Raw genomic sequence first — 26900 nt, 5'->3', positions numbered from 1 at the left:
GATAAATAAAATAGGTACTTGCTCATCGCGTTCATTATTAATGACTAATGCGCTGCTTTTGATTTAAAATTATCGAAACCAACAGCGGCTACATCTTGTTTAAAACTCTCAAACTGCGCTGCGCTCATATTTTTCACAGGCAATCTAAATTCACCGCAATCTACGCCAACTAATTTTAAATAGGCCTTACCAGTAGCAATACCACCATATTTACCTAATAATCTGATCATATCGATTGATTGTTGTTGTAGTAGTTGTGCCTTTTTCAAATCATTGTTTTCAAAAGCGGTTATCATATCATAATACAAGGGAGCGGCATAATTAAATGTGCTACCTACAGCGCCTTTAGTTCCTAAAACCAATGCAGAAAGCATATTTTCATCACGACCCCAAAGCATATCATATTTACCTTCTTTAAAATGGATACAAGATAGGAAATCCATGAAATCTTCATGTGTATATTTCACTCCAGCGAAGTTAGGAATCTTACCATCAATAGCCTGTAACAAGTCGTACATGGCAAAACCGACACCCGTTAATACTGGAATATGGTAATAATAAAAAGGCATATCAGGTGCAACAGCCGCAATTTCCGCACAGATGGTAGCCAATACTTCTACATTTGCAGGTTTAAAATAGAAAGGGGCGGTAAATGAGATGGCATAAAGACCAATTTGCTGAGAAAATGCAGCCAGATCTTTACAATCGGCAACACTCGTTCCTCCCAAAAACATCATTACCTTAAAATCATTGTCGCCACGGGTGCAATCTGCCCATGCTTGTGCCACTTCTTTTTTCTCGGTATTGGTTAAGGACACGCCTTCTCCGGTAGATCCGCAAATGAATGCGCCCGTAACTTTGTTCGCTTTTAAAAACTGGTAATAGCTTGGAATCAAGGATACATTTAACTGTCCATTTTCATCCATTGGTGTAAAGGGCGCAGCAATCAGGCCTTGTAAGTGTTGAATCGTCATTTTATATGTGTTTTAAAGAATGCAAAATAGGGATGTATAAGTTAGGAGTGTTGGCCATAAAGGCCTCCACTCCTACACCAAATATTATGTTAGAATTGAGCGTAGCCAGTGGTTTGAACCAGGGCTTTGTTATTTGTCAAAGAAGTACGGTCTATCGGCCAGAACAATTTGTAAGCATCAGCCGGTAGCAAGGTCGTGTTGGCATAAACATAATTATCACCCATACGTCTTAAATCATACCAGCGCTTTCCTTCGCCAATAAACTCAAACAAACGTTCTTTTAAAATCGCTTGTTTTATGTCACCATCACCAGGCATATTAGGGAAACCTTGCACTGCCGGATCATAATTTACACCGTAGGCTCTGGCTCTTACTAAGTTGATCTCAGCTGCAGGACTTTCTCCTAATACTTCTTTAGCTTCTGCAAGTAATAAAAGTAAATCAGCATAACGATAAATTGGATAGTCATTGGTGTATTTTCTGGTTGCTGCATCTTGTTGGCCCTGGAATTTTTTCAGGAAAGTACCAGCAATGACATAGTTCCCGGCTGTTGGCATTTTATAAGCTGCCTGAATGGTCCCAGCTCTACGGGTATCTTTCTCATTGAACTTTCTATAGGTTGCAATTTTGATTGGTGCACGCAAGAGACCACTATAATTCTCAGCAGTCACACTAAACTGTCTATTGGCCAAAGAGTCATAAAAATTCGTGATCAGGCCCGTCTGAGGAGTAAATGAGCTCGGAATAAAACTTAATTCCGCTTCATTTAGCAAATACCTACTGGCCAAAATAACCTCTTTATTTCCCCTGTTTGTAGTCGAGAAAAGATCTGCAAATGGGGTGTTTAATGCATTGCTTGAAGTTGTTAATAAACCTAATGCCGGAACATTAGTTTGAATGTCAGTTAAAGCCGTTTTAGCCGTAGTTGCATCGGCAGCACCACCTTCTCTATGGGCACTCCATAGGTAGTTATCCGCTTTCAGCATCAGCGTAGCTGATTTAGACCAATATCCTTTATTGTGTTGAATCGTATAATTGGTACCAAAGTTCTCCAGCGACAATTCAATATCTGCTCTGATCAACTTCAGCACATCTGCTGCAGGAGAAGCCGCTTTAGCAAGGTTAAACAAATCCAGGTTAGCAGCATCGATAAAGTCGGTAACGATTACCGTGCTGCCCCAACTGCGGTACAACTGGTTATAATAAAAGGCACGCATGCCATAGGCCATACCCAATTCGTATTTTTTTGTAGCTTCAGACACTACATTCCCAGTATTCAGCTTATGGATCAATAGATTCAATTGATTGATATTGCTGTAAAAACCACCAAATGTATTGACTCCGGCAGCATCGAGTGTCAGAGTTTGCAACCACATCCGCTCTAGCCCTTGAGAGGCTTCACCGGTGAAAGAAGCAGCGCTTCCCGGCTCAGTTCCGTAAATATCAGCCCTTAACTCCCCCAGAAACATAAAACTACTATTGTGACCACGGAATTTACCATGAACAGCAGCTACGAAGGCATCATATTGATCATTTGTTTTCCAGAAAGTATCATCACTCAGGTTACTGATTGGTTTTAAATCCAGACTTTTTTTGCAGGCGCCAAGGCTCATTACCAAAAGGGCTGCTGCGATTATATTTTTATAGTTATTTTTCATGATGTTTAATCTATTATTGATTAAAAGGAAACTTCTAAGCCCAAAACAAAAGATCTCGCGGTAGGATATGCACCTAAATACACACCAGTAAGTTTGTTATTAGCATCCAAAGGAGCCTCTGGAGAAGAACCGGTAAACTTAGTGATGTAGAAAAGGTTACTTCCAGTAGCATAAATTCTAGAATTCGCTAAGAATTTAGTTTTAGCCATTAATGATTTTGGCAAGGTATAAGAAAGGGTAAGTTCTCTTAATGCCAGGTAATCTCCTTTTTCATACAGCAATGAATTGTTTCCATTTACTACAGCACCAGCATTATTCGCTCTGGTATAGTTCTGTTTAGAACCTTGTACCTGATCGGCAAAATATACTTTAGGAATATCAGTAACGGTATTATCAGGACTCCAAGCTTTAGTAATCAGATCGGTATAGTTGAAAGTACCCTGATAGTTACCTAGTGTACGTGCTAATAGATCATTGTAAACGGTATGGCCTAAAGCAAACTCAAATCTGGTATACAAATTGAATCCTTTATAATTCGCATTGGCATTAAAACCACCGGTCCATTTTGGCGCCATATTTCCAAGATACACCTGATCTCTTGAATCAATAATATCATCACCATTTACATCTAACCAGTTTACATCACCTGGGGTGATTCTGCCAGTACCTGGAGCAGTACCTTTGGGTAAATTAGGTCCGTTTACATTGGCGATCATATCTTTTCTATTGCCAGCAATGCGTTGTACCTCTGCATCATCTTTAAAGATGGATACTTGTTTGAAGCCATAAATATCACCGATAGTTTGACCTTCCTGAATTCCACCTACCCATTTTAACTGACCAGTTTTAGCATCATACACCTGTAATCCACCTTGTCTGTTGTTTTCATTGCCATTGTAAGGAAGTTTCAATACTTTGTTCTTCACAAAACTGGCATTCGCACCCAGGCTTAGTGTAAAACCACCAGCCGTATTCAATACTTTTGCATTTACTGCAAATTCATAACCTTTATTTTGCAATGTCCCTGAGTTGGTTTGAATTGGAGGATAACCCACATAATCAGGAAATAAAAGCGGTGTTAACAAATCTGAAGTTCTGCGATCGTAATAATCAAATAACAAGGTAACTCTGTCTTGCAATAAACCAAGGTCTAAACCAGCACCTAAAGTTTTGCTTCGCTCCCATCTTAAATCCTGATTGGCCAATTTATCATGGTAAAAACCACCAGCACCATCATAATTTGGTGGAGAAGTGTATACCCCTTGAACTTCATACCTGCCCAAACCAGCGATATTACCATTCACCCCATAACTCACTCTAGGTTTTAAAGTAGATACATATTTATCAACTCCAGCATTCACATAGAACTTTTCTTTTTGAACATTCCATCCTGCTGAAACACCTGGGAAATAACCCCATTTGTGTTGGTCAGGTAAGCTGGAAGCACCATCCGCACGAAGTACTGCGGTAAACAGATATTTCTGATCAAAATCATAAGCAAACCTTCCGAAGAATGAATTGATGCGGTATACTGATTTTTCACTATAGTTTGCTTTTGCACCATTTACTGTTGCAGGGAAAACTGTAGAAGCATTAATTGTAGGAATTTCATCTGTAGGGGCATTCTGACCATACAACTGCGAATTGAACGTTTTAACCTGGAAGGTTTCTGCACCCACCATCGCAGTAAAATTATGCAGATCTAAAGATTTATTATAGTTTAATATCCCGTTAAATTGCGTCTGAAAATCTCTTCTTGACAACAAAATCGCATCTCTACTTGCAGAACCTATTGATTGTGGGTTGGCAAAGATATTGGCGTAGGTCTGTGTAGATTTCTGGAAAGACTCATCTTTTCTATCTAGTAAATAAGCATTGGCAGTACCTTTGAAGTATAATCCAGGTAGTAAATCCCATTTAATGGAACCGTTAATTACTACTTTATTCACTTCATTCTGACGCTTTAATCTGCTCAACCAATATAATGGATTACCATCACTGGCACTATTTCCAGGATTTGGAGCGGTCTTAGCCTCATCTAACCATGGGTTAAAAGTTGGCCAAATTGCTAAACTTCTGTACAGTGAGTTCACCTCACCACCAATTGTACCCAATTGAGAAGAAGTTGAAAGCGTGGTACCACCGGCAATCTCGATATTAGGTCTGACTTTATACGAGCCATTTAAATCTGCAGTGTAGCGTTTATAGCTAGAACCCACAATCACCCCATCCTCATTATAGGAATCAAAAGCAGCAAAGAATTTACCTTTGTCATTGCCACCTGTAGCACTGACATAATGGTCTTTAGTATAGGTATTTCTGAATACCAGGTTCTCAATTTCACCACCATGATCTTTGTACATCAACTGACCTCCGTAAGGATCATCAACGATACCCCATCCTGTTGGCAATACAGTTGTTCCATCCACATATTTTCTGATGTCAAAACTTGCCAGATTGGCTGCGTCATTGATTAATCCTAAGCCTCTTGCATTATTTGCATCTCCTACTGGTTTTCCAGAATTCAGGTAACCTAAACGCGTATAATAGATATAATCTTTAGCACCTAAATAGGTATAGCCATCTCTTCTTACGTTATAACCACCGGTAAATTTATAATTGATTTGCGCGGCACCTGCTGCGCCTGTTTTTGTGGTGATCAAGATAACCCCGTTGTTTGCTCTGGCACCATAGATCGCAGTTGAAGCTGCATCTTTCAAGATTTCCATAGACTGGATGTTTTCAGAAGCGATGTCATTATAATCTCGAATAACCCCATCAACAATTACCAATGGCGTTCCTGGTGAATTGATGGATGCCCCACCTCTTAAAAATACAGTTGGGCCAACACCCGGCTGTCCACTTTTACTAATCGCCTGAACACCGGCAATCGTTCCCTGTAAAGCAGATCCGACATTGGCGCGTGGCGCGTTTGCTAAAACTTCTTTATCTAACTTCGCGATGGAGTTGGTTACGGTACGTCGGTTTTGCGTACCATAACCTACGACCACGATCTCATCAAGATTCGCAGCTGCAGGCTTCATCACTACTTTTAGATTGGTATTGTTTCCAACCTTCTGCTCCTGAGTCAGGTAGCCGACATAAGTAAACACAAGAACATCGTTTGGATTGGCTTCAATAATGAACTTTCCATTCATATCGGTTTGTGTGCCCGACTTAGTTCCTTTGATGGAAATGCTGACGCTGGGAATCCCTTGCCCATCATCTTCAGCGGTCACGGTACCGCTCAGCTTTTTGTTTTGTGCAAATACACCCATTACGGAGAATAGGCAGCATACTAAAACAATTGTTTTTAGGTAAAACTGTTTCATACTTTTAGGTTTATTGGTTAGCATTATGTTATACATAATACTACTAAGTTGAGATAAATATTATTTGAAAGCAAGAATTTTTTATATTTTTTTTTAGCCATTTTTGATAAATCGCTTTATTAGTACTATTTTAGACGTATACTCTCAATTAGTTATTATTATACATAATATGGAAAGCACTACAGTGAATACATTTATCCAGATGGATACCAGCAGTTTGGTAGATAAAGTGGAAGCCAACCTCGTACAACTACTGGTAGACAGGAAGTTAAAAATCGGAGATGTCATTCCTACAGAAATAGATTTATCAAAGAACCTAGGCGTAAGCAGAACCGTAACCCGCGAAGCATTATTAAGGTTAAGAATGAGGGGACTGATTGAAACGAAAAAGAAAAAAGGTTCAGTGATCACCAGTCCAGATATATTTAGCATCATTGGAAAATCCCTTGATCCGCATTTACTAGATCAGGAAACCTTAAAGGAAATTTTTGAAATGCGTTTGGTTTTAGAAATTGGCATGGCCGATTTCCTATTCCAGAACATTACTGCAGAGCACATCAAGGAGCTTAAAGAAATCGTTAAAAATGAGCCAGACACCTCAGAAGACTATGTTTTTCACATCGATCACGAAATTACTTTTCATGGAAAACTTTACGAAATCACCGGAAATCAAACGTTAAAGAAATTCCAGAAATTATTACTCCCAGTATTTGATTACGTTCATAACAGTGGTTTGTTAAAAAAACCTGCAACGATTAAAAAGTTTGTATCCCACAAAGGTTTGGTAGATATCCTGGAAAACGGTTCTCCAGAATTGTTTAGGAATGCCATGAGAAATCACCTGGAGAATCATTTCTTAAGAATTTTCAGCTAAACCTCGAAAAAGTCCAAGTATGGAGCAACAAAAAAATCAGGATTGGCGGGCTAAGCTCCATGAAATCATTTATGAGTCCAACACCTATGCAGGAAAAGCATTTGATGTAGCCTTACTGATTGCGATTTTCACCAGTATTCTGGTCGTGATGCTAGATAGTATTCAAAGTTATCATCAAAAGTATGGCGATATATTTTCTATTATGGAATGGACCTTTACTGGTTTGTTTACGATAGAATACACCCTGAGATTGATCATTATCAAACATCCGATAAATTACATCAAAAGTCCGCTGGGTATAGTAGATTTATTAGCACTTATTCCCTCTTACCTAAGTGTGATTTTTGTTGGCGCTCAATCCTTGCTTGCCTTGCGTGCCTTGAGGTTACTCCGTGTATTCCGAATTTTTAAACTGGGCCATTATCTCTCAGAAATGAAGTTCTTAACCGTGGCCTTAAGGGGAAGTATGCGTAAAATCAGCATCTTCATGCTCACGGTGCTTGCTCTGGTAATTGTGTTGGGCTCAATGATGTACCTGATAGAAAACCGGGAAAATGGGTTTACCAATATTCCCGAAAGTATTTATTGGGCCATTGTCACCATTACTACTGTTGGTTATGGTGACATCTCTCCGGTAACGCCACTTGGTAAATTTGTAGCCTCCTTAATCATGTTGATTGGTTATGCCATTATTGCCGTCCCAACCGGAATTATTACGACAGAAATGGCGGTTGCAGCCAGAAAAAAAGGTTTTCATCATGAAGTTTGTCCGGGCTGTGGCCGAGAAGGCCACGATGACGATGCTAAATTCTGTAAATATTGCGCAACAAAACTTTAGAAATTCATTCCGAAAAACCATTTATTATAAAGGACATCATAAGTTCCGTTCTCTCTAATTAATTTCAAGGCTTCATTAAACTGGTTCTTCAATTCCACATCACCCTTTTTCATGGCAATGGCATATTGAGAGTCTGTGCCGGGTAAAAACAAGCCTATTTTTAATTTGTCGTTCTTTTGCAAAAAGCCATTCGCAATTGGAGAATCGTCAATTAATGCGTCAATCTCCCCCAATTCCAGTTGATGATACAATTCTTTATTGGTATCCGCATGTACCATGTTAGCATCTGGAAATTTGGTATGCACATGGCGTTCCGCTTCCGCTGCGATTCTTACACCTACCCTTTTTTCTTTTAAATCTTTGACCTCATTGATCAATACATCATTGGCAGGCACTACGGCACAAAGTCGGAAATGCAAATAAGGCTCTGTAAATTCCAGGATGTGTTTACGTGTAGCTGTCATCGTGACCGCAGAGCAGATCAGATCCAGCTCCCCTTTGAATAATTTTCCAAGTATTTTCTTCCATAAAGAGACTTCGTACTGTATTTCGAAATCCAGGTGCTTTGCGATTGCGCTCAAAAGATCTACTTCAAAGCCCTCAAATCGTTCAGAATTATAGTCTGAGTGCATCGGGAACGGTGCGGCAGAATCTAAACCGACTTTTAATACTCTCTTTAAGGCCATATTCAATTAGGGATTAAGGGGTCAAGGCGCGGCTAATTTACGATTGTAAAAGCAATTTATGCCTATAACCCGAAGAAAGAAGCTTCATTTCATGAAAATTTTAGCGCTAAAATCAAGGTAAAACAATGAAAAAGAGTTGGTTATTTCGAATGTAAAAAAACAGTAAGCATATTAAGTACGTCTAAAAAAGAATCATTACCTTCATACCATAATTATTTATCAACTTTAAATATCAATACGTATGTTAGTTTTCTTACTTTCTCTTGTAGTTATCATTATGGTGACTGCATACTACCTGTCCTTCATTAAAACACCAGTAGATACCAGCGATCATTAGTTATATTTGATAATATCGCTTTCTGTTGAACGCTTAAGATCAGGAAGCGATGTTATCTCTAAATACGCCAACCACTTTCCAGCCATCGTCAGTTTTAACTGTTTTCAAGCGTTGTTCTATCACGTTTCCATTTGGAAAAGTAAGGATCTCCGTAATGATCCAATAATCATTAGTAATTTTATCTCGTTTGGAAAATGCCCGTTTAAGATCTACAACATTAGGCATCCCATTTTCTTCCAAATTTTCAATATAAGCTGCTTCAAGCGCTTCTGAAGCTTCTCGAATCGCCACCTCATCGTTTTCTCCTAATTCTAAAAGTCCTAATAATACCCGGGCTTCTTCCCTAAAATCCATACAAGAAAGAACCTTTAAAAGGTCTTTATTTTGATAAGCATCTTCCAAAGCAGTGATGGCTCCTTCCGGTGTACTAAAATCTGGGATAAAATGATCTGCACCGGCATCGATGGCAATACCTATTGACTCATCAAATAATTCTTTTTCTATATCAGGAAGTACATCACGAACTGCTCTAATGGTATATCCACCAAGCAATATCCCATGTTCTACAATCATCCAGTCAGAGATTAAAGACCGACCAATGCCAATTTGCTGTCCCAATTTTATATTATTCACTTGAATAGGTTCATTCCCCACTCTTCCATAAAGGTTTCCTTCTTCGTCAAAATCTGGTGCAGTCAACCAAAGGTGTTCTACCCGATCCTGATCTTTAACCATTACTTTAATTGAAAAGTAATCCTGGCCAGGCTTCGGCCTTTTTAAATGTTCTTCAAAATACCATAATGTTAACCGAGCCTTTTCAATCGCCCAATTCATCCGTTCATCTTCTTTTGGAATATACCCCAGACTGAATTCGTTTTTCCTCTCCTCTAATCTACCTTTTTTGAAAAATTGTGACAAGAAACCCATGAGCGTGTAATTTATGGTTTTTTAAATATAATAATTTCTTTTATAATTAATAAAAGAAATCTTTACTATACCATGGAAACAATACAGAATGCCAGTTTCTTTTCTTCTTACAAATAATATGTAAATTTGAATAACACACAAACCCGAAACCAACAAGCATGAATACGACCAAATGGGTTGCAGCCCTTTCTATTGCTGCAACAATATATTTAACACCTCAAATTACCATAGCGCAAGATTCTTTATTTATAATTCCAAGACCAAAGGTTCAAATTGCGAAAGCAGGACACTATATATATACTACAAAAACGGAAGTTTTTGCCAGTCCCGACTTTAAAGATGCAGCGTCACTATTAAAAGAGCATCCTTACCTAAAATTCGATCAGGTAAGCACGCTTAAAAATCTAAAGCAGCTTCCAAAGCAAGGCGTAATCCTAATTAAAGCAGCTAAAGAAGATACCCTTGCCACAAATGCCTACCGGCTTGAAATCACAAGCCATAACATTGTAATTACTGCACATCAGCCACAAGCACTATTGAATGGTATTTCCACCTTACGCCAGATTGCTTATACCAGAACTGACACCAAATCATTACCTGCAGTATGGATTGAAGATCAGCCTGCTTTTGGTTACCGTGGATTAATGTTAGATGTATCGCGTCACTTCTTACCAATAACTTTTCTAAAAAAATACATCGATCTTTTATCCTTATATAAATTAAATACCTTCCATTGGCATCTGACTGATGGTGCCGGCTGGCGTTTAGAAATTAAGAAATATCCGAAACTTACCCAGTTTGCTGCATGGAGAACCGATGCCAATTGGAAAAACTGGTGGAGCAATGGTCGTAAATATGCTGAAATGGGAAGTCCTAGTGCATTCGGAGGCTACTATACAGCTGAACAAGCAAAGGAACTGATCAGCTATGCTGCAAAAAGAGGCATTACCGTAATTCCTGAAATAGAAATGCCGGCACATAGTGAAGAGGTCCTTGCCGCCTACCCGAACTTATCCTGTTATGGCCTCCCTTATAAGAATTCGGAGTTCTGCATTGGAAACGAAGAGACCTTTACTTTTCTTCAAAACGTATTGGATGAAGTACTTGATATCTTTCCTTCCAAGTACATTCACATTGGTGGAGATGAAGCAGATAAGACAGCCTGGAAACAATGTCCGAAATGCCAAAAATTAATTAAAGCGCATGACCTAAAAGACGAGCATGGTTTACAGAGTTATGCCATCAAAAGAATAGAAGCTTACCTCACCAGCAAAGGAAGAAAATTGATTGGCTGGGATGAGATCTTGGAAGGTGGATTGGCACCAAATGCAACCGTTATGAGCTGGCGTGGCGAAAAAGGAGGTATTGAAGCTGCCAACTCCGGGCATGATGTCATTATGACACCCGGTTCACACCTCTACCTGGATTCCTATCAAACCAATCCCATCGGACAGCCAGAAGCCATTGGTGGCTACTTACCCTTAAAAAAAGTATACAGCTACCAACCAATTCCTACCGAAATTGATCCTGCAAAGCAAAAACACGTATTGGGTGTACAGGCCAATGTATGGGCAGAATATATGCCAACGGCTAATCAGGTGGATTATATGGTATTCCCACGGGTAATTGCCCTCTCTGAAGTTGCCTGGACTTCGATTCCCCAAAAAAGCTGGGAAGATTTTCAATCTCGTCTGCAAAAGCATTACCGCTTATTACAGCAGTTGAATGTAAACTACTACCCACCATCCAACAGTTTGAGTATTCTTTCCAGTTTTGATATGCTAAAAAAGCTGGCGCAGGTAACTATCAATTCTGAGCAATTCCAGCCGGAAATCAGATATACTTTAGACGGAAGCACACCAACCTCGAAATCCTCAGTCTATAAAGATGGAATTTCCTTAAATCAAACCGGAATCGTAAAAGCAGTAATTTTCAAAGATCAAGTTCCAGCAGGGAAAGTACAGGAATTAACAATCGATCTGCACAAAGCCATTGGTAAAAAAGTAACCTACAACAATAAATACAGCAGCAATTACCCTGCGCAAAAAGAGTTGAACTTAGTTAACGGACAAACCGGAGACCTGACTTATGGGGACGGACAATGGCAAGGTTTTCTCGGCGACCTGGATATCACCATCGACCTGGAGAATCCAGAAAGCTTGCAACAATTGAAAATGAGATTTATGCAATTGACCGGCCCAGGAGTCTACATGCCTGCAAATGTTAAAATTGCCCTTTCTGCTGATGGCATCAATTTCAAAACAATACCACAAGTAGATAATGATGTACCGGATACAGATGCCTCATTAAGGTTCAAAACTTTCATTTTTGACCTCAAAGGAAATACTGCCAGATACCTTAGGATTACGGCAAAGAATGAGAAAAAAGGTTTTATGTTTACGGATGAGGTAGTCGTTTATTAAATAACACCCATATGGATGATGTGACGGTAGTCATTTTATCATCCATCGTTATTTCGCTTCTTTGTATTAAGAACAGGTTTTATGAATGTAGGAATTATCGGTTTAGGCGATATGGGAAAGATGTACGCCAAGGGGTTTGCCAAAGCAGGTTATGTTGTTTATGGCTCAGACCTTCCGCAAAGACGGGCACAACTGGAAGAAGAACTGAACCCATTGGGGATTTCCATTCTTTATGACGGTAAAGAAGTGTCTAGAATTTGTGATGTGATCTTTTATGCGGTAGAATCTGAACGTATTGAAGAAGTGCTGGAGCGTTATGGCAGCTCCACCAAATATGGTGCGATTGTGGCTGGACAAACTTCCGTGAAGCATCCTGAAATCATGGCTTTCGAAAAGCACTTACCAAAAGACGTACACATCATTACTTGTCATTCGCTTCATGGCCCCGGATTTGATCCCGCAGGGCAGAAAATGATTGTAATCCCACACCGAACTACTGTAGAAGCTTACCAGCGCATGACGGATCTCCTCTCCTGTTTAGGCTCTGAAATGGTAGAAATCAAGGATTACAAAGACCATGATCGTATTGTTGCCGATACCCAGGCTGCTACCCACGTTGGTTTTGAAAGTATGGGAACCGCTTGGGCATCCGCAGGTTTCTTTCCCTGGGAAAATGCCTCTTACCTGGGCGGAATAGACAATGTGAAAATTCTCACTACACTTCGGATCTTTAGTTATAAAGCACATATATATGCTGGCCTGGCGATCTTAAACCCATTTGCCAGACTACAAGTTAAGCGCTATGCACAGTCGGAATCTGAGCTTTTCAAAATGATGATCATGGAGGAAGAGCAGGCCTTCAGAACCCGGCTGTATAAAGTTCGGGATTTTGTTTTCCATGAAAGCAGGAAGCCTTTGTTATTGGATGATCAGATCATGCAGGAATTTTCTCTCTCTTCCAGTCCGGGCATTAGAAAAGCAAATTCTCACTTGAGTTTATTGAGTATGGCAGATTCCTGGTACCACTTACAAACCAATCCTTATGACAACCTGATTTGCCAGACTCCTCCTTTTCGTTTGCGCCTCGGGATTGTTGAATACCTTTTCCGCAATGAGGAACTATTGGAAGAATCTATCACTGCTGCATTGTTCGATAAAAGCATCCGTGCCGACGATCTGGAATTTCATTCCGCAGTACGGGAATGGACCTCTATTATTGGGTACGGGGATATGGAGGGTTACAAACAACATTTTGATCAAACTAAGCTTTTCTTCAAAGACCGTTTGGAACATGGACGTGAACAAAGTTCGGCAATGATCAAAAGGTTATCAGATCAGACCTATTCGCCTTAGTTTTGCTTTCTCAGGAAAATGATCAGGTCTTCAATAGAAATGATTTTCAATTTATGTTTAATGGCTATTTTCATTAAATCAGGTAAGCGAGCCATTTCCCCATCTTCTTTAAGAATCTCTACCAGTACACCGGCGGGCTCCATCCCTGCCAAACGAGCCAGATCTACGGTTGCTTCTGTATGTCCTGGTCTAGCCAATACCCCACCGTCATGTGCTCGCAAGGGAAATATATGTCCTGGTCTACCCAGGTCATAACCTTTAACTTTAGGATCTATTAAGGACCGGATGGTTCTGGAACGGTCGGAGGCAGAAATACCTGTACTACACCCATTTCCAATCAGGTCTACTGAAATAGTGAAACTAGTTTCATAAGCAGCAGTATTCTGCTGTACCATTTGATGAAGTTCTAACTCCTGACAGCGTTGATTAGTTAATGGCGCACAAACTAGTCCTCTGCCATGAGTAATCATAAAATTAATCACCTCCGGACTTGCTGCCTCGGCTGTGGTGATAAAATCACCTTCATTCTCCCGGTTTTCATCGTCTACCACAATAATGACTTTGCCTTCTTTTAGGGCGTCGATTGCCTCAGGAATGGTATTTAGTTTAATTCTCATGCTATCTATCGCTTAAATTACTCAAGTGCAAAGGTATTTAGAATTGATACTCGATTTTAGGATAAAAAAAGGCATTATTGGTACTTTAGGAGCGTCAATCGGCTTTCATTTTACGGAATGCCGCCGGACTAACTCCCTCTTGCTTCTTAAACTGTCTGGAGAAATAGGAAAAATCTGCAAATCCAAGTTCTGAAGCGATTTGTCCAACAGTCAAATGGCCATGCATTAACATCCTTTTGGTCTCTAAAAGTAATCTTTCCCTTACCGTTTCACCTGCTGTTTTGCCAGTAATCGCTTTCACAACCTCATTGAGATGTGCGGGCGTCATAAACAAGGACTCTGCAAAAAAAGAAAGCCTCGTTTCTTGTTTGAAATGGCTTTCTACCAATTTTTTAAACTTTTTAACGGTCAGTACTTGAAGGTTATCTTTACCGGAAACGGGCAATTCTGCGACCATTCTCTTGATTTGAAACAGAAATACCAACAACAAATGCCTGATGACATTTGCAGATCGGTCTATTCTTCCTGCTTCAGTATGGAGCAGGTTTAAGGAGGCGAAAAGTGCATCAAGTTCTTTCGGAACTAGAGCTAAAGCGGGGTTTTGATACGTATTCTCCATAAATGACAATTGAGAAAGTGTCTCCTGAGAGGTATCTCCCATGGCCAGAAAATCTGCCGTAAACATAATGCTATATCCCCTTAAATCTCCTTCCTGCGCCAGTTCATGAATTTGTCCGGGGGCAATAAAAAAAATCGAATCTAAAGAAAGTTCAAAAGAATGCTGGTCAATAGTATGTTTAGAAGGCCCCCTTTCTAACCATAAAATCTCATAGAAATTATGTTTATGTGGCCATTCCATATTAGCCGGTCGGCCGATATTTTCAAATCTATCCATCATGAACTGACCTGGAATTAGACATGGAGAACAGAAATCTTCAATCTGATAGGTAACAATCATAAACTATAACCGGTTAATATTTGAAGGCGGTCCAATGAATCAGTTTTCCCTTAAAGCCACCCTTAAAGTAAGCATATAAAGCATCTGCGTTAGAAAAACCGTCATTTACGGCAAATTCCTGAACTTCTTCTGTTGTTAAGAACCGACCATCAATACGAATTTGAACCCATCCATTTTCCGTTTTATGGAGTTCAATTTTCTGAATAGACTGACAAGATAAAATGGGTGCAAATTGGAATTCTTGCGGGCTGTCTTTATTAATAACCATCGTGATTTCCATACCAGCTCGCCACAAATCATCCATATCCTTACGGATGGTATGTAGCTTTGGTTCTAAAAATTCCGTGTATTGATCTCCATCCCAACTATGGTTAAACTTTTCCAAATGGCGTTGTAGATACTCGTAATAATCCTTTTCCAAATGAACTGAAAGGTTCGTTAGTCCCTTCCAAATCTTTTCCACAAAATAATTAGGCTGATCATTAATGACCGTTCCAAAAGATAATTTCATTTAAATATAATTGATCGTATTCCATCAAAGGTAGTAAGATATTTTACGAAGGCCTTTAAAGGTATAGTAAAGACCAGAAAAAGTACTCCTATTTTATTGGATCGCCAAAACAAACGTCGCTAAACACCTAAGTGCTAAGAGTTTTTAAAACCAAACCCCTCCATATTTGTTACCTTATTACATTTAAATTCTACAAGATGAAAAAATTATGCTTAACACTTAGTTTATGTGTCGGCTTGCTTTACGGAGCATCAGCGCAGATACAGAAAGGAAATGTGATGATGGGTGCCAACATCACTAACCTCCAGTTTGGGCTAGATAAGCCCAATGTCTTTAGCTTAAATATCAATCCAAAAGCAGCCTGGTTTATTCAAGATGGTCTTGCACTGGGTGGAGATGTTAATTTTGGTCTTGCCACAGCTAAAGGAGCAGGAACCAGTGTTTCTTATGGCGTTGGTGCCCTAGGACGATTTTACGGCATGACAGGTGCCAATGAGGTCGTTAAAAATTCAAGATTTTTTGGTGAAGCTACTGTAGGCATCAATGGAATCAACCCTGCAGGATCTGGAGGTTCTACCAATGGCCTTGGGTTTAGTTTCGGACCAGGTTGGACGTATTTCGTAACCCGTTCTATTGGATTAGAAGCTTTATTAAAATACAATGGAATCGTAGGTTTTGGTAGTAGTGCCTATAGCCATACCTTAAGTCTAGGGGTAGGTTTCCAAATTTATCTTCCTGGACAGAGTACTGCTAAAAAGGTGGAAAGAGATATGAATTAACCGCTACTTTTCAAAGTATTACCAGCCAAAAGAGGTTGTCTCATCGATAAAAAGATGCGCAACCTCTTTTTATGTTATATGCAATTGCCATAATGACAAGATATAGTGTGGCGCATTATCAAGGCATTGGGAGGAGACTTCTGGGGATCTACTAGGGCTTTGCTAGGCCTACTTGCCTAGGAAACGCGCCTTAACCCCGATTTAATCTCCACTGAGGTAAATTGAAATCATAAGGTCAATACAGTGGCAATCTAAACATCCTATTAGATAAACTTTTCCTCCATGGAATCCGATATAAATTTGAAATTAGCTGCTTCTATCCCCCACAAACTGTGGAATAATGCTACATGATTACATGCTGCTAAAAAAACACAACCACTTGTATTTCAGATAAATGCCAAAAACATTAATTTACGGCATCATTATTAAACCTATGCAAAACGTAATTAATTAGAATATTAACTGAAACACAAGAGATATGAAAAAGATCATTTTATCAGCAGCATTTTTAGCTTTCGCAGGATTAACAGCAGCAAACGCAACAGAAGTAAAAGAACCTTTAGCCATTACAGTTAAACAAGACAGTACCACTAAAGTTCCAGTAGAATTGGCTGACTTGCCAGAAGCAGTTAAAGCGACTTTACAGACAGAACCTGTAAAACAATGGACACCAACAGCAGCATTTCTAGTAACAAATGCAGATAAAACCAGCTATTATCACATCGACATTAAAAAAGGTGATGAAACTGCTGCAGTAAAACTAGATAAAGATGGTAAGCCAATTAAATCTTAATACGAGCAGTTGAATAATAATTGAAGCAGTATTTTTACAAGCAGAAGCCGGATTACTCCGGCTTCTGCTTGTCTATGCTTTTTTCTACCAATCTCTCCCTATTTATTTAACATATTCTAGTCCCTAAAGAAAACCTCAATACAAACTAATAACTTGACAAGACCACTAAATTGATGGGGTTTCCTCTTTTATGATATATTTGAAGCTCAAACGCTCCAAAGGCGTATAAAGCACAAAACAGATGATCCGTAATTTTCTAACTTCCTTTCAACTCTTTAGTTCGGCAGAAATCAATGAACTCGTAAAAATGATGAAGCCAAAAAAACTACAAAAAGGAGATTTTTTTATTCAGGAGGGGAAAACGTGTAAAGAAGTTGCTTTTATAAACACGGGGATTCTAAGGACATTTTTCCGAGCAGAAACGGGAGTAGAAACCACTTATTGCATCACCTTTCCAGGTGCATTAATGACTGCCTACGCTTCTTTTATCACTGGAAAGCCAACTATTGAAAACATACAGGCTTTGGCACCAACAGACTTGCTTTTGATTCAAAAAAGAGACTTGGACTATTTATCGGCAACGAATCCCAACTGGAGCCAATTTCTGAGAATTATTGCTGAGCAGCAATATCTGGAATTGGAAAAGCGGGTTTTTCAATTTCAACAGGAGAAGGCGAAAAAAAGATACTTAGACTTATTAGAAAACCAATCGACTTACGTTCAACAAATCCCTTTACAATATCTGGCCTCCTATTTAGGGATTACGCCAAGGCACCTCAGTCGCCTGAGAAATGAAATTTCTTTATAGACATTTGTCCTAAAACGACCTCCTTGTTCCAACTACTTTTGTGAGATACCATTTCATAATCGTAAAAATGACCAAAATCCTCCTTATAAACGGACATCCTAATCCGGATAGTTTTAATCATGCACTAGCGAAAGCCTATTTTTCAGGTGCACAGAAAACAGGTGCGCAAATTAGCCAGATTAATATTGCAGAGCTCCAATTTAACCCAAACCTCGCTTTTGGGTATACTAAAAGAATGGAACTAGAGCCAGATCTCCTCCGTAGTTTAGAAATGATCAGATCTGCAGATCACCTGGTATGGATTCATCCGGTTTGGTGGGGAGGCTTACCTGCCATTATGAAAGGGTTTATCGATCGATTATTTCTTCCAGGCCTTACCTTCCAGTATCGAGAAAACTCCATTTTCTGGGATAAGTTATTGACCGGAAAAACAGCAAGAATCATTACCACTATAGATCAACCTGGTTGGTATTACCGTTTCGCTTATGGGAGTCCTAGCATTAGACAATTGAAAAAAAGCACACTGGAATTTTGTGGAGTAAGCCCTGTGAGGTTAAGTACCATTGGTATTATTAAGACAGCAACGGCAAAACAGCGACAAAAATGGCTCGACAAGATTCATCTTATGGGTCAACACCAAAAATAAGGTAGTCCGTTTTTATCTAAACCGCTTCATTAAGCCACAAAGTGTAGAGCATCTCTACAGTTTAAATTCGACACATTCTCATAATTGACTGAATATCAGCTGTGTGCCAAAAGTGAATCGCCATGGCATCATTATTAACCATTCCTAATCAGAATTAACAAGAATATTTAACAGTAACACAATAGATATGAAAAAGATCATTTTATCAGCAGCATTTTTAGCTTTCGCAGGAATCTCAGCAGCAAACGCAACAGAAGTAAAAAATCCAGTAGCTATTACAGTAAAACAAGATAGTACTACTAAAGTTCCTGTAGAATTGAAAGATTTACCTGAAGCAGTAAAAACAACTTTACAATCAGAGCCTGTTAAAGCATGGACGCCAACAGCTGCTTTCCTGGTTACTAATGCAGACAAGACACAATATTATCATATAGAAGTTAAGAAAGATGCAGAAACGGCGGCTATCAAAATCGGAGCTGATGGTAAAGTAATTCAATAATACGTATTCAAAAGTATAAGTGTATGTTTAAAAAGGGCTGGAGAAATCCGGCCCTTTTTCTTTTTTAGGCATTAAAATCAAAAACTGTACTTATAAAGGTGCCATATATAATGTAGCTTTGCCTGAAACATCATTATGGCGACAACACTTCAACAATTGACTCCTGGGAAATATTTATTTTTTGGAAGTCCTTCACAATTGGAAGGGCAAAACCACCTGGTTGTTGGATTTAGCGCGAAGGCGCTGGGTATCACCAAAAACGAATCCGGTATCCATGCTGCCATTCAACAGTTTGACATTAGTCCCCTGATCTCTAAAATATCAACACATATACTGGAAGAAAAGTCAATTGAAGCCCATAAATTGTATACCTGGCCGGCAAATCTTGGGGACCCTAAAGCCTGGGCATCCAGCAAACAACTATTTTTTGAGCAACATTTAATGAATCAGGCTATAGAAGTATTAAAAGTGTTGGAAGACCAGCAGATTTCCTGGAAATTTATACCTATTTCCTCCTTCCGAACTTTAGCAGAAGAGGCTCAAGCAGTTAACCTACTTTCTGATATTACTACCAATTTGTAATTCTTTTGAGTTTGACAGAAATGTTAAATTAATGCCATTTAACAGTTATAGGAATGCCATAACGCATTAATAGATGTTTAAACTCTTTGTTTAAACCTTAGGTTTGCGAAAACATCGGGATTTTCTATGAACAAATTTATACTACTAGGGCTTGTTTTAAGTGTTGGTTTGGGGAGCTGTAACCGTTTTGAATACAGCACAGATCAGTCATTCGACAGAAACTCTCCCAGAGATCTTAATGCCACCAATTTAAAAAAACTTGGAGAAGGCAAAAACGACAAAACTGTCCGATTTATTTTAACAGGTGATACGCAAAGGTCACGTGACGAAACGGTTAGTTTTGTTAAAAAAGTGAATGAAATGACAGACATTGACTTTGTGCTTGTTGCTGGTGATTTCACTGAATTTGGCGTATTAAAGGAAATGGAATGGATTGCCAGAAGTCTGGCGAAGTTAAATGTTCCTTACATGGGCGTTATTGGTAATCATGATATGACTGGTCGCGGAAAAAAAGTTTTCGAACGCATGTTTGGTGCTTTAAATTATTCATTCAGCTACGGTGGAACAAAATTCGTTTGCCATGACACCAACAGCAGAGAATATAGTTTTAATGGAATGATTCCTAATATCCCCTGGTTAAATTCAGAATTACAACCGGAAGAAGGCGTTAGTAATTATCTGGCTGTTTCTCATGTCTCTCCCATATCAACCGACTTTGACACGACTTTAGTTAAAGATTATACCGGAGTTTTTGCACAAACCCCTGGATTTTTAGCCTCTTTACATGCCCATTCTCATGTTTATGACCTTTTTTACCCTGACGATTCCAAAATCCCGTATGTCGTAACCAGTGCCATGGGTAATGAAGAGTTTTTATTAGTTGAAATCATTAATCATAAAATAAGTTTTGAACGGATATCATTTTAAACGCGCCTATATATCATTAGCAGTACTATTCATTTTTTCTGGGAAAGCATCTGCCCAAAAGCTAAATTTCTTGGTTCCAGATAATGCAATTGTACAGTTTGCAGGAAGCATCGGCTATTTCAGTGTTGGTGCAGGCTATGATCTTTTTAAGAATAAAAAAGGAATTCTAGATTTCAATTATGGTTATGTTCCCGCTTCGAAAGGCGGCGAACTACATATTGTTACCGCAAAATTTGCCTATAAATTTTATGAAATAAAGTTGAAAGACTGGGGGAAATTCTATCCATTTAATCCAGGATTCTTTGCGACCTATACTTTTCATCCGGAACTTTCTTTTGCTTTCGATAAGGAGCTTTATCCCGATAAATATTATTATTGGTCTGAAGCATTAAGGCCACACCTATCAATCGGCAATGAGCTGGAATTCGATATGAAAAAAATCTGGAAAGATTCTGGGGTCAAAGCCATCAGCATTTATTCAGAAATCAATACCAACGATTTTTACCTCATTAATTATTTCCAGAATACCTCTGCCCTTACCCTTGCAGATATATTTCAACTGGGAATAGGTTTACGGGTCAAGTTTTAACAAATCCATCCAAAGTTTGTAGTAAGAAAATTTCCTTTTTTTTAGATTTTTTTAAACTTGGCTAAACATTTTGAGAGTTTTATTGTAATACTATTATTAGGTATAAAAAATTGGTTCTGTGGTCATTTACAACCAAAATAACCTATAATAAAAAAGCATTAAAATTTATCCTACTCTAAAAAACGTTTACCATGAAAAGACAACTATTATTATTACTCCTGACCGCAGGGATGCTGTCAGCCTGCTCACCGTACAACTACTATGCAGTTGGTAGTAAACCGGTTGGAACCGATTTCAAAACCTATGCATGGCTTCCACCAGAGGATGGACAAACCAATAACATTTACAACAATGACATCGTTACTGATAAAATTGTACAGACTACAGAAACAGAACTGACTAAAAAGGGTTTAACAATAGATAACAAAAATCCTGATCTATTGATTCGTTATTCTGCCATTGTGAGTAAAGCCATGAAGGTCTATGATGAGCCAATCTATTATAATCAACCACCAATGCTAAGTCCTAGGGTTGCTTATTACAGAGGTCGTGCCAGGTTCTTCTATGTGTATGACAATCCATTTCCTGTATATGTAGGTAGCAGAGAGCGTAGAATGCCTATTAAAGAAGGCAATATTATGATCGATATCATCGAGCGTAGTAGTTCAAAGGTAATCTGGAGAGGTTGGGCTGAAGGTGAATTGACAGATCCACAAAAAGCAATTGATGAAATTCCAAAAATAGTAGAGAATATCTTCAAAAAATTGCCGTAATTTTTAGCATACTAAAAAAAAAAAAAAAGCCTCCTAGGGGGCTTTTTGTTTTTTATCAAAATATTGGCATGGATTTTAAAATTTTGTCTATATTATCCTTTACCTACAAATAACACGTTTAACTAATGAAAAACATTCTGAGAATCCTTATTTTGGGAGATCCAGCTAATGATAATAGTTTAATAAAAAACACTTTAGATCAGTCAGAGTTTAAATGTCAACAGCTAAAAACATCAGACCTATCTGATTTTAACCTTACTTTAAAAAGCTTCGTTCCCAATGTGGTACTTGGATTTTGTGATGGAGAACACTCCATTGGTCACCAGGCCTTAAACAGGCTGCAGGAGCTTGATCATCAAGCTGTTTTTATCTGTATCATCAAGCCAGCATTTGAAGAGGAAGCCCTTAAAATGCTGAGTTATGGTGCTGCTGACTACCTTTTCGAAGACCGCCTAAGAAGATTACCCAATGCCATTTCACAAGCTTTAGAACGATGCGCTTTGAATGATAGTTTCAAAAAAATTGCGGTACTTCAAGAAATCCCTTCTGCCATAGCCATCCTCAAGAAGCCTCAACATATTTTTACTTTTGTAAACACTTATTTTCAAAATAACATTGGAAATAATCTAATGATAGACAAAACTTTAAAGGAGGTTTATGGAGGTACTGACCTTGCTTTTTTAAATGAAAAAGCAGATCTGGTATATGAAACAGGAAAGACTTTTATCATTAAAGAAGTCAGCCCTTCCTTATCAAATGGTGCTTATTTTAATTTCACGATTCAAGCTTTACGCGATTCAAAGGGGCTGATCAATGGTCTACTCCTCTCCGGAATGGAAGTCACGGAACAAGTACAGTACAGAAAAGAAAAAGAGCAGGTAAGCCATGAAATTGAAAAATTATTGGATGCCGTAAATGAGGGGTTCTACCTAAAAGATATCCGCCAAAATAGGTACATGAAGTTGTCTGCGGGTTGTTCCAGGATTTATGGTTACAATTTAGAGGAATTCCATGAAAATCCTGATTTATGGTACGATGTGATTCACCCGGAAGACCGCCATATTGCCCTGCGTGATGGGGTGCTATTGGAAAAAGGGGAACAAACAAAAAGCCAGTATCGGATTATTGGAAAGGACAATAGCATTCGATGGATTGAGATAAAAGCAGTCCCACATTTTCTCGATGGGGGAATTCACACAGTAGATGGTGTAATCAGTGACATTACGCAATGGAAAGAAACTGAAAAGCGGATCAAACAGGCAGAAGCTGTCCTTTCTGAAGCACAAAAAATGGCGCAGATTGGGAATTGGAATTTCGACCTGATCAAGCAGGAATTAACCTGGTCCGACGGGTTAAAAGAGATTTATTGGGCAGATGAATCATTAGTTCCGATAAATGAATATTTTGATAACCTTATTCATCCGGAAGACAAACTCCGGGTAGCGTATGAAGTCGATAAATTGATCCGCTTAGGAAAAAACATGAAAACCAGCTTCCGCATTAAAAATGCGAAAGGAGAAGTGAAAATACTACAGGGAGAAAACCGGATTGAATTTAATAAAGATGGAGTCACTACCCGCCTGTATGGTACGCTTCAGGATGTGACTGCCGTAAAAGCTGCCGAGGATACGCTTAAAAAATCTGAAGCCAATCTCCGTACTTTATTAGACCATACTGACGCCGCTTACATTTTGGTGGATCAACAACTAAACATCATCTCCTACAGCCAAATGGCAAAAGAAATTGCAGAATTCCGTGGGCACTTTAAAGAACTGGAAGGGAATAGTATATTCGATTATTTTGCTAAAAACAAAAGAGGAAGACTTCAAAAGATTGTCGATGATGTGATCAAGGGGCAGAACATGTCCTATGAAACAAATGTCATTGAAAAAGATGGATCAGAAAAATGGTATGCTTTAAAGTGGATTGGAGTAAATGATGAAGACCAGCAATATTGGGGATTCATATTATCCATCAAAGACATTACCGAACAGAAAAATATTGCCAAAGCACAGCATGCCATGACTTCTGAATTGATTCGCAGAAACAAAGATCTGGAACAATTTACGTACGTGGTTTCACATAACCTACGTGCACCAGTTGCGAATATCATGGGGCTTAGTGATTTATTAAGTGATATGGAATCTGACCCATCTGCAGTTGCTGAACTTATGCGTGGATTACGTACTTCCATCAAAAACCTGGATACCGTAATCAAGGATCTTAACTATGTACTCACCGTAAAAAAAGATGCGCCAGAGCGCATGAAAGAGCTCGTAGAACTACAAGTTCTTGTGGAAGAAATCAAGGACAGCATCAATAATCTGATTGTAAGTGAAAATATGACTTTTGAATATCAACTGGAAGAAGAGAAGATTTTTACGGTCCGTGGTTACCTATACAGTATCTTTTATAACCTGATTCTGAACAGTATAAAATATAGGCAGCACCATACCTCCCCTAGAATGATCATTAAAACTTACCTCAGCGGAAAACATTTGAATATTGTATTTGAAGACAATGGGAAAGGGATTGACCTAAAGAAACATGGCAGTCAGCTATTTGGCCTTTATAAAAGGTTTGATGTAGCTGTTGATGGAAAAGGAATGGGTCTATTTATGGTTAAAACACAAGTAGAAGACCTTGGAGGCACGATCCAGGTGGAAAGTGAACCGGGAAAAGGGACTATATTTCATATCCTTCTCCCGATCCATGAGCCACCAACTGCCCTCTCCTTGAGGTAATAACTACCAGGGGGAATTATTTGATAATTTCCCCTGTATAATATTTAGACAGGAAAAAAGCCAGGTCTTCTTTATAACCTCTACCAGAAGCTTCAAATTTCCAGCTACCATTTCTCTTATAAAGCCTACCAAATTCGATCGCTGTTTCAATAGAGAAATCTTCATCTAACTCATATTTAGCCACTTCATCACCATTGGTATCGTCTACAATTCTTATGTATGAACTGCGTACTTGTCCGAAATTCTGTCTCCTGACTTGTGCTTCATGTATGGTCACTACAAACAGGATTTCTTGAATCCGTTCATCTACCAGAGAAAGGTCAACCTTAACAATTTCATCGTCACCAGTCGCACTATTACCACCTGTAGGATCGTCACCTGTATGGAACAATGCGCCATCAGGCGATTTATCATTTCCATAAAAAACGAAATATTCTTCAGCGGGAATCATTCTCGTTCCATCCACCATAAATGCAGAAGCATCCAGATCAAAGTCATGCCCTGTCCCTTCATTTGGATCCCAACCTAAGCCTACACTAATTTTTGTGAGACCAATGTTAATTTTTTCGCCTTTACGTAAGTTAATTGCCATAATTTCTTCATTTGAACTTTCTAAAGTTAGTTTGTTTTGCTACAATGGCAATTTTATTTTGATATCTTGGCAGAAATATTACAAGTGTCCTAAAAGACGCTTTTCAGGATTAAAATAAATCATGTCATTACTTCAAGATATTGCAGGGAACTACAAGAGATCGTTCTCAGGACTGAGTCGGGAAACCTGGATTTTGAGCATTGTGATGCTCATTAACCGCAGTGGTTATATGGCCGTTCCCTTTATGGGATTATATGTTACCCAATCTTTGCACCGCTCCCCTTCCGATGCCGGATTGGTCATTACGCTATTTGGCGTGGGTTCAATTATGGGATCTGCGGCGGGTGGTAAATTAACGGATATGATTGGTTTTAGGCCGGTTCAAATCCTTTCGGCTATCATCGGAGGTAGTTTTTTTCTTTTTTTTGCCAGCATTACACATTTTCATACACTTTGCATTCTGGCGGTCGTAATCAGTTTCTTCGCGGAAGCTTTTCGTCCGGCAAATTTCGCGGCCATCGCTGCTTATGCCAAGCCTGGTTTGGAAACAAGATCATACTCTTTGAACCGTTTGGCCACAAATATTGGCTGGGCCTTTGGAGTAAGTATGGGTGGTTTGATTGCGTCCTATAATTACAGACTATTATTTTATGTGGATGGTGCAGTAGGCATCTTTGCCGGATTGGCGATTTTATGGTTCCTGCCAAAAATCAAAGGTTACAGAAAGACCATTAAAGAAAAGGTGAAAGGCATCGTAGTGCGCAAACCATGGGAAGATGTGCTGTTTATCAAGTTTCTACTCCTGAGTACCATTTTTATCATCTGTTTTTTCCTGATGTTTAGGGTCGTTCCAGTGTTTTTTAAAGAATCCTGGAAGATTGATGAATTTATGATTGGTCTGATTTTAGGCCTTAATGGAGTGATTATTGCCCTTTTTGAAATGGTAATGATTCATAAAATTGAAGGAAAAAAATCTTCAGTATTTTTTATCACCATTGGCGTCCTATTAATTGCAGCTTCCTTTCTGGTATTGATGTTGCCTTTTGGATCACCCCTAGTATTAGGGGTGCTTTGCATCGTATTTTTCACTGTTGGTGAAATGTTTGCCCTACCCTTTGTCAATACGTTTGTAATGAGTAGGGCAAATGAATTTAACAGGGGACAATATGCAGCCGGATACATGTTAGTATGGTCTGTTGCACAAGTTGTAGGTCCATCTGCTGGATTTTATATCGCCGATCATCATGGTTACAACACCCTATGGTTGATCCTGACATGCCTGTTACTGGCTTGTGCTTATTTATACAAATTTATGAAGGCTGTAGACGAGCCTACTTCAAAAAATCTTCCCGAGCTGGACTAAAAGAATCTATCAGTGTTCCTGCCGCGATACATACACAACCGTGGATCGTATGCGGTGGGACATAAAACCCATCTCCTTTTACAAGTGTCTTTTTCTCTGTTCCAATGGTCATTTCAAAGATTCCGCTATCTACATAAGTCACCTGCGTATGATGATGTTCATGTAAGGTTCCTATTGCGCCAACCTCAAATTTAGCTTTAACCAACATGATCTGGTCATTGTAGCCAAACACCTGTCTTTTTATTCCATCGCCAAGGTCTTCCCAGGGCATTTCTGCTTCTATTTGAAACAATTCGCTTTGCATATCCATAGATTTA

At 38.9% G+C, this 26900-nt stretch carries 24 protein-coding genes and 1 pseudogene; 15 read left to right on the top strand and 10 right to left on the bottom strand.

Translation table 11 applies throughout. The annotated features are described in order from the left end of the window. Window positions 1-44: 44 nt before the first annotated feature. The 3 genes from GM920_RS02515 to GM920_RS02505 form a co-directional block, all read right to left on the bottom strand. Window positions 45-974, bottom strand: coding sequence for a dihydrodipicolinate synthase family protein (locus tag GM920_RS02515; protein WP_182953115.1), 930 nt, complete (start codon window positions 972-974; stop codon window positions 45-47). A gap of 89 nt (window positions 975-1063) precedes the next feature. Further along, window positions 1064-2632 carry a SusD family outer membrane lipoprotein NanU gene (nanU, locus tag GM920_RS02510; RefSeq protein ID WP_182953113.1) on the bottom strand — a complete coding sequence of 523 codons (1569 nt, stop codon included), beginning with the start codon at window positions 2630-2632 and terminating at the stop codon, window positions 1064-1066. 20 nt (window positions 2633-2652) lie between these two features. Continuing rightward, on the bottom strand, window positions 2653-5964 hold the full coding sequence (locus tag GM920_RS02505; RefSeq protein ID WP_182953111.1) for a SusC/RagA family TonB-linked outer membrane protein: 3312 nt from the start codon (window positions 5962-5964) through the stop codon (window positions 2653-2655). A gap of 169 nt (window positions 5965-6133) precedes the next feature. Between GM920_RS02505 and GM920_RS02500 the strand changes: the two genes are divergently transcribed. Together GM920_RS02500 and GM920_RS02495 are read left to right on the top strand one after the other, a co-directional pair. Beyond that, a complete protein-coding gene (locus GM920_RS02500; RefSeq protein ID WP_182953109.1) occupies window positions 6134-6838 on the top strand; it encodes a FadR/GntR family transcriptional regulator in 705 nt (234 codons plus the stop codon). Window positions 6839-6857: 19 nt separating this feature from the next. Further along, entirely contained in the window at window positions 6858-7676 is an 819-nt protein-coding gene (locus GM920_RS02495; RefSeq protein ID WP_182953107.1) for an ion transporter, read from the top strand. On the opposite strand, the gene GM920_RS02490 is transcribed toward GM920_RS02495, so the two are convergent. Both GM920_RS02490 and GM920_RS02485 read right to left on the bottom strand, forming a co-directional pair. Then, entirely contained in the window at window positions 7673-8362 is a 690-nt protein-coding gene (locus GM920_RS02490; protein WP_182953105.1) for a substrate-binding periplasmic protein, read from the bottom strand. The two genes, GM920_RS02495 and GM920_RS02490, sit on opposite strands and share 4 nt — an antisense overlap. A 376-nt stretch (window positions 8363-8738) precedes the next feature. After that, window positions 8739-9626 (bottom strand): YegJ family protein, encoded by an 888-nt coding sequence (locus tag GM920_RS02485; RefSeq protein WP_182953103.1) that lies wholly within the window; start codon window positions 9624-9626, stop codon window positions 8739-8741. Window positions 9627-9784: 158 nt separating this feature from the next. Between GM920_RS02485 and GM920_RS02480 the strand changes: the two genes are divergently transcribed. Both GM920_RS02480 and GM920_RS02475 read left to right on the top strand, forming a co-directional pair. After that, window positions 9785-12049, top strand: coding sequence for a glycoside hydrolase family 20 protein (locus GM920_RS02480; RefSeq protein WP_182953101.1), 2265 nt, complete (start codon window positions 9785-9787; stop codon window positions 12047-12049). 81 nt (window positions 12050-12130) lie between these two features. Next, window positions 12131-13402, top strand: coding sequence for a prephenate dehydrogenase (locus GM920_RS02475; RefSeq protein WP_182953099.1), 1272 nt, complete (start codon window positions 12131-12133; stop codon window positions 13400-13402). A gap of 14 nt (window positions 13403-13416) precedes the next feature. Here the strand turns inward: GM920_RS02475 and ribB are convergent. From ribB to GM920_RS02460, 3 genes and pseudogenes are all read right to left on the bottom strand, one after another. Beyond that, window positions 13417-14019: pseudogene (gene ribB / locus GM920_RS02470) on the bottom strand (3,4-dihydroxy-2-butanone-4-phosphate synthase); the annotation flags it as partial. Window positions 14020-14113: 94 nt separating this feature from the next. Continuing rightward, entirely contained in the window at window positions 14114-14977 is an 864-nt protein-coding gene (locus GM920_RS02465) for an AraC family transcriptional regulator (protein WP_182953095.1), read from the bottom strand. 13 nt (window positions 14978-14990) lie between these two features. After that, window positions 14991-15488 carry a hypothetical protein gene (locus tag GM920_RS02460; protein ID WP_182953093.1) on the bottom strand — a complete coding sequence of 166 codons (498 nt, stop codon included), beginning with the start codon at window positions 15486-15488 and terminating at the stop codon, window positions 14991-14993. A gap of 197 nt (window positions 15489-15685) precedes the next feature. On the opposite strand from GM920_RS02460, the gene GM920_RS02455 reads away from it, so the two are divergent. The 10 genes from GM920_RS02455 to GM920_RS02410 all read left to right on the top strand — a co-directional run bounded on the left by GM920_RS02455 (window position 15686) and on the right by GM920_RS02410 (window position 24628). Further along, the gene (locus GM920_RS02455) at window positions 15686-16267 is read left to right on the top strand and encodes a hypothetical protein (protein ID WP_182953091.1); all 582 of its coding nucleotides are present in this window, start codon (window positions 15686-15688) and stop codon (window positions 16265-16267) included. A 478-nt stretch (window positions 16268-16745) separates the two neighbouring features. Then, window positions 16746-17060 carry a hypothetical protein gene (locus tag GM920_RS02450; protein ID WP_182953089.1) on the top strand — a complete coding sequence of 105 codons (315 nt, stop codon included), beginning with the start codon at window positions 16746-16748 and terminating at the stop codon, window positions 17058-17060. A gap of 241 nt (window positions 17061-17301) precedes the next feature. Continuing rightward, complete coding sequence (locus tag GM920_RS02445; RefSeq protein ID WP_182953087.1) at window positions 17302-17868, top strand: Crp/Fnr family transcriptional regulator; 567 nt, start codon at window positions 17302-17304, stop codon at window positions 17866-17868. A gap of 67 nt (window positions 17869-17935) precedes the next feature. Next, window positions 17936-18514 (top strand): NAD(P)H-dependent oxidoreductase, encoded by a 579-nt coding sequence (locus GM920_RS02440; RefSeq protein WP_182953086.1) that lies wholly within the window; start codon window positions 17936-17938, stop codon window positions 18512-18514. Window positions 18515-18701: 187 nt separating this feature from the next. After that, the gene (locus GM920_RS02435) at window positions 18702-19013 is read left to right on the top strand and encodes a hypothetical protein (protein WP_182953084.1); all 312 of its coding nucleotides are present in this window, start codon (window positions 18702-18704) and stop codon (window positions 19011-19013) included. Between the two features lie 135 nt (window positions 19014-19148). Further along, the gene (locus GM920_RS02430) at window positions 19149-19595 is read left to right on the top strand and encodes a hypothetical protein (RefSeq protein WP_182953082.1); all 447 of its coding nucleotides are present in this window, start codon (window positions 19149-19151) and stop codon (window positions 19593-19595) included. A 126-nt stretch (window positions 19596-19721) separates the two neighbouring features. After that, entirely contained in the window at window positions 19722-20522 is an 801-nt protein-coding gene (locus GM920_RS02425; protein WP_182953080.1) for a metallophosphoesterase family protein, read from the top strand. A gap of 70 nt (window positions 20523-20592) precedes the next feature. Further along, window positions 20593-21111 carry a hypothetical protein gene (locus GM920_RS02420; protein ID WP_202986019.1) on the top strand — a complete coding sequence of 173 codons (519 nt, stop codon included), beginning with the start codon at window positions 20593-20595 and terminating at the stop codon, window positions 21109-21111. Window positions 21112-21302: 191 nt separating this feature from the next. After that, window positions 21303-21884, top strand: coding sequence for a DUF4136 domain-containing protein (locus tag GM920_RS02415; RefSeq protein ID WP_182953078.1), 582 nt, complete (start codon window positions 21303-21305; stop codon window positions 21882-21884). A gap of 125 nt (window positions 21885-22009) precedes the next feature. Further along, window positions 22010-24628 (top strand): PAS domain-containing protein, encoded by a 2619-nt coding sequence (locus tag GM920_RS02410; protein ID WP_182953076.1) that lies wholly within the window; start codon window positions 22010-22012, stop codon window positions 24626-24628. Between the two features lie 16 nt (window positions 24629-24644). Here GM920_RS02410 and GM920_RS02405 read toward each other — a convergent pair whose 3' ends face one another. Beyond that, complete coding sequence (locus tag GM920_RS02405) at window positions 24645-25220, bottom strand: TerD family protein (RefSeq protein WP_182953075.1); 576 nt, start codon at window positions 25218-25220, stop codon at window positions 24645-24647. Window positions 25221-25341: 121 nt separating this feature from the next. Here GM920_RS02405 and GM920_RS02400 point away from each other — a divergent pair, with 121 nt between their 5' ends. Beyond that, entirely contained in the window at window positions 25342-26583 is a 1242-nt protein-coding gene (locus GM920_RS02400; RefSeq protein ID WP_182953073.1) for an MFS transporter, read from the top strand. Here the strand turns inward: GM920_RS02400 and GM920_RS02395 are convergent. Continuing rightward, a complete protein-coding gene (locus tag GM920_RS02395; RefSeq protein WP_182955314.1) occupies window positions 26552-26887 on the bottom strand; it encodes a cupin domain-containing protein in 336 nt (111 codons plus the stop codon). The genes GM920_RS02400 and GM920_RS02395 overlap by 32 nt on opposite strands. Window positions 26888-26900 lie beyond the last annotated feature (13 nt).

It is taken from the genome of Pedobacter gandavensis (assembly GCF_014172405.1).
GTDB lineage: Bacteria > Bacteroidota > Bacteroidia > Sphingobacteriales > Sphingobacteriaceae > Pedobacter > Pedobacter gandavensis.
The sequence above is the reverse complement of the archived record's forward strand: the minus strand, read 5'-3'. Positions and strand labels throughout refer to the sequence as shown.

Excerpts from the sequence above, each read along its gene's own strand:
- nanU (WP_182953113.1), bottom strand. The coding sequence starts at position 2,632 with ATGAAAAATAACTATAAAAATATAATCGCAGCAGCCCTTTTGGTAATG.
- GM920_RS02450 (WP_182953089.1), top strand. The coding sequence starts at position 16,746 with ATGAAAAAGATCATTTTATCAGCAGCATTTTTAGCTTTCGCAGGATTA.
- GM920_RS02485 (WP_182953103.1), bottom strand. The coding sequence starts at position 9,626 with ATGGGTTTCTTGTCACAATTTTTCAAAAAAGGTAGATTAGAGGAGAGG.
- GM920_RS02455 (WP_182953091.1), top strand. The coding sequence starts at position 15,686 with ATGAAAAAATTATGCTTAACACTTAGTTTATGTGTCGGCTTGCTTTAC.
- GM920_RS02505 (WP_182953111.1), bottom strand. The coding sequence starts at position 5,964 with ATGAAACAGTTTTACCTAAAAACAATTGTTTTAGTATGCTGCCTATTC.
- GM920_RS02515 (WP_182953115.1), bottom strand. The coding sequence starts at position 974 with ATGACGATTCAACACTTACAAGGCCTGATTGCTGCGCCCTTTACACCA.
- GM920_RS02480 (WP_182953101.1), top strand. The coding sequence starts at position 9,785 with ATGAATACGACCAAATGGGTTGCAGCCCTTTCTATTGCTGCAACAATA.
- GM920_RS02475 (WP_182953099.1), top strand. The coding sequence starts at position 12,131 with ATGAATGTAGGAATTATCGGTTTAGGCGATATGGGAAAGATGTACGCC.
- GM920_RS02460 (WP_182953093.1), bottom strand. The coding sequence starts at position 15,488 with ATGAAATTATCTTTTGGAACGGTCATTAATGATCAGCCTAATTATTTT.
- GM920_RS02490 (WP_182953105.1), bottom strand. The coding sequence starts at position 8,362 with ATGGCCTTAAAGAGAGTATTAAAAGTCGGTTTAGATTCTGCCGCACCG.
- GM920_RS02445 (WP_182953087.1), top strand. The coding sequence starts at position 17,302 with ATGATCCGTAATTTTCTAACTTCCTTTCAACTCTTTAGTTCGGCAGAA.
- GM920_RS02405 (WP_182953075.1), bottom strand. The coding sequence starts at position 25,220 with ATGGCAATTAACTTACGTAAAGGCGAAAAAATTAACATTGGTCTCACA.
- GM920_RS02425 (WP_182953080.1), top strand. The coding sequence starts at position 19,722 with ATGAACAAATTTATACTACTAGGGCTTGTTTTAAGTGTTGGTTTGGGG.
- GM920_RS02435 (WP_182953084.1), top strand. The coding sequence starts at position 18,702 with ATGAAAAAGATCATTTTATCAGCAGCATTTTTAGCTTTCGCAGGAATC.
- GM920_RS02500 (WP_182953109.1), top strand. The coding sequence starts at position 6,134 with ATGGAAAGCACTACAGTGAATACATTTATCCAGATGGATACCAGCAGT.
- GM920_RS02395 (WP_182955314.1), bottom strand. The coding sequence starts at position 26,887 with ATGCAAAGCGAATTGTTTCAAATAGAAGCAGAAATGCCCTGGGAAGAC.
- GM920_RS02400 (WP_182953073.1), top strand. The coding sequence starts at position 25,342 with ATGTCATTACTTCAAGATATTGCAGGGAACTACAAGAGATCGTTCTCA.
- GM920_RS02410 (WP_182953076.1), top strand. The coding sequence starts at position 22,010 with ATGAAAAACATTCTGAGAATCCTTATTTTGGGAGATCCAGCTAATGAT.
- GM920_RS02495 (WP_182953107.1), top strand. The coding sequence starts at position 6,858 with ATGGAGCAACAAAAAAATCAGGATTGGCGGGCTAAGCTCCATGAAATC.
- GM920_RS02415 (WP_182953078.1), top strand. The coding sequence starts at position 21,303 with ATGAAAAGACAACTATTATTATTACTCCTGACCGCAGGGATGCTGTCA.
- GM920_RS02440 (WP_182953086.1), top strand. The coding sequence starts at position 17,936 with ATGACCAAAATCCTCCTTATAAACGGACATCCTAATCCGGATAGTTTT.
- GM920_RS02465 (WP_182953095.1), bottom strand. The coding sequence starts at position 14,977 with ATGATTGTTACCTATCAGATTGAAGATTTCTGTTCTCCATGTCTAATT.
- GM920_RS02430 (WP_182953082.1), top strand. The coding sequence starts at position 19,149 with ATGGCGACAACACTTCAACAATTGACTCCTGGGAAATATTTATTTTTT.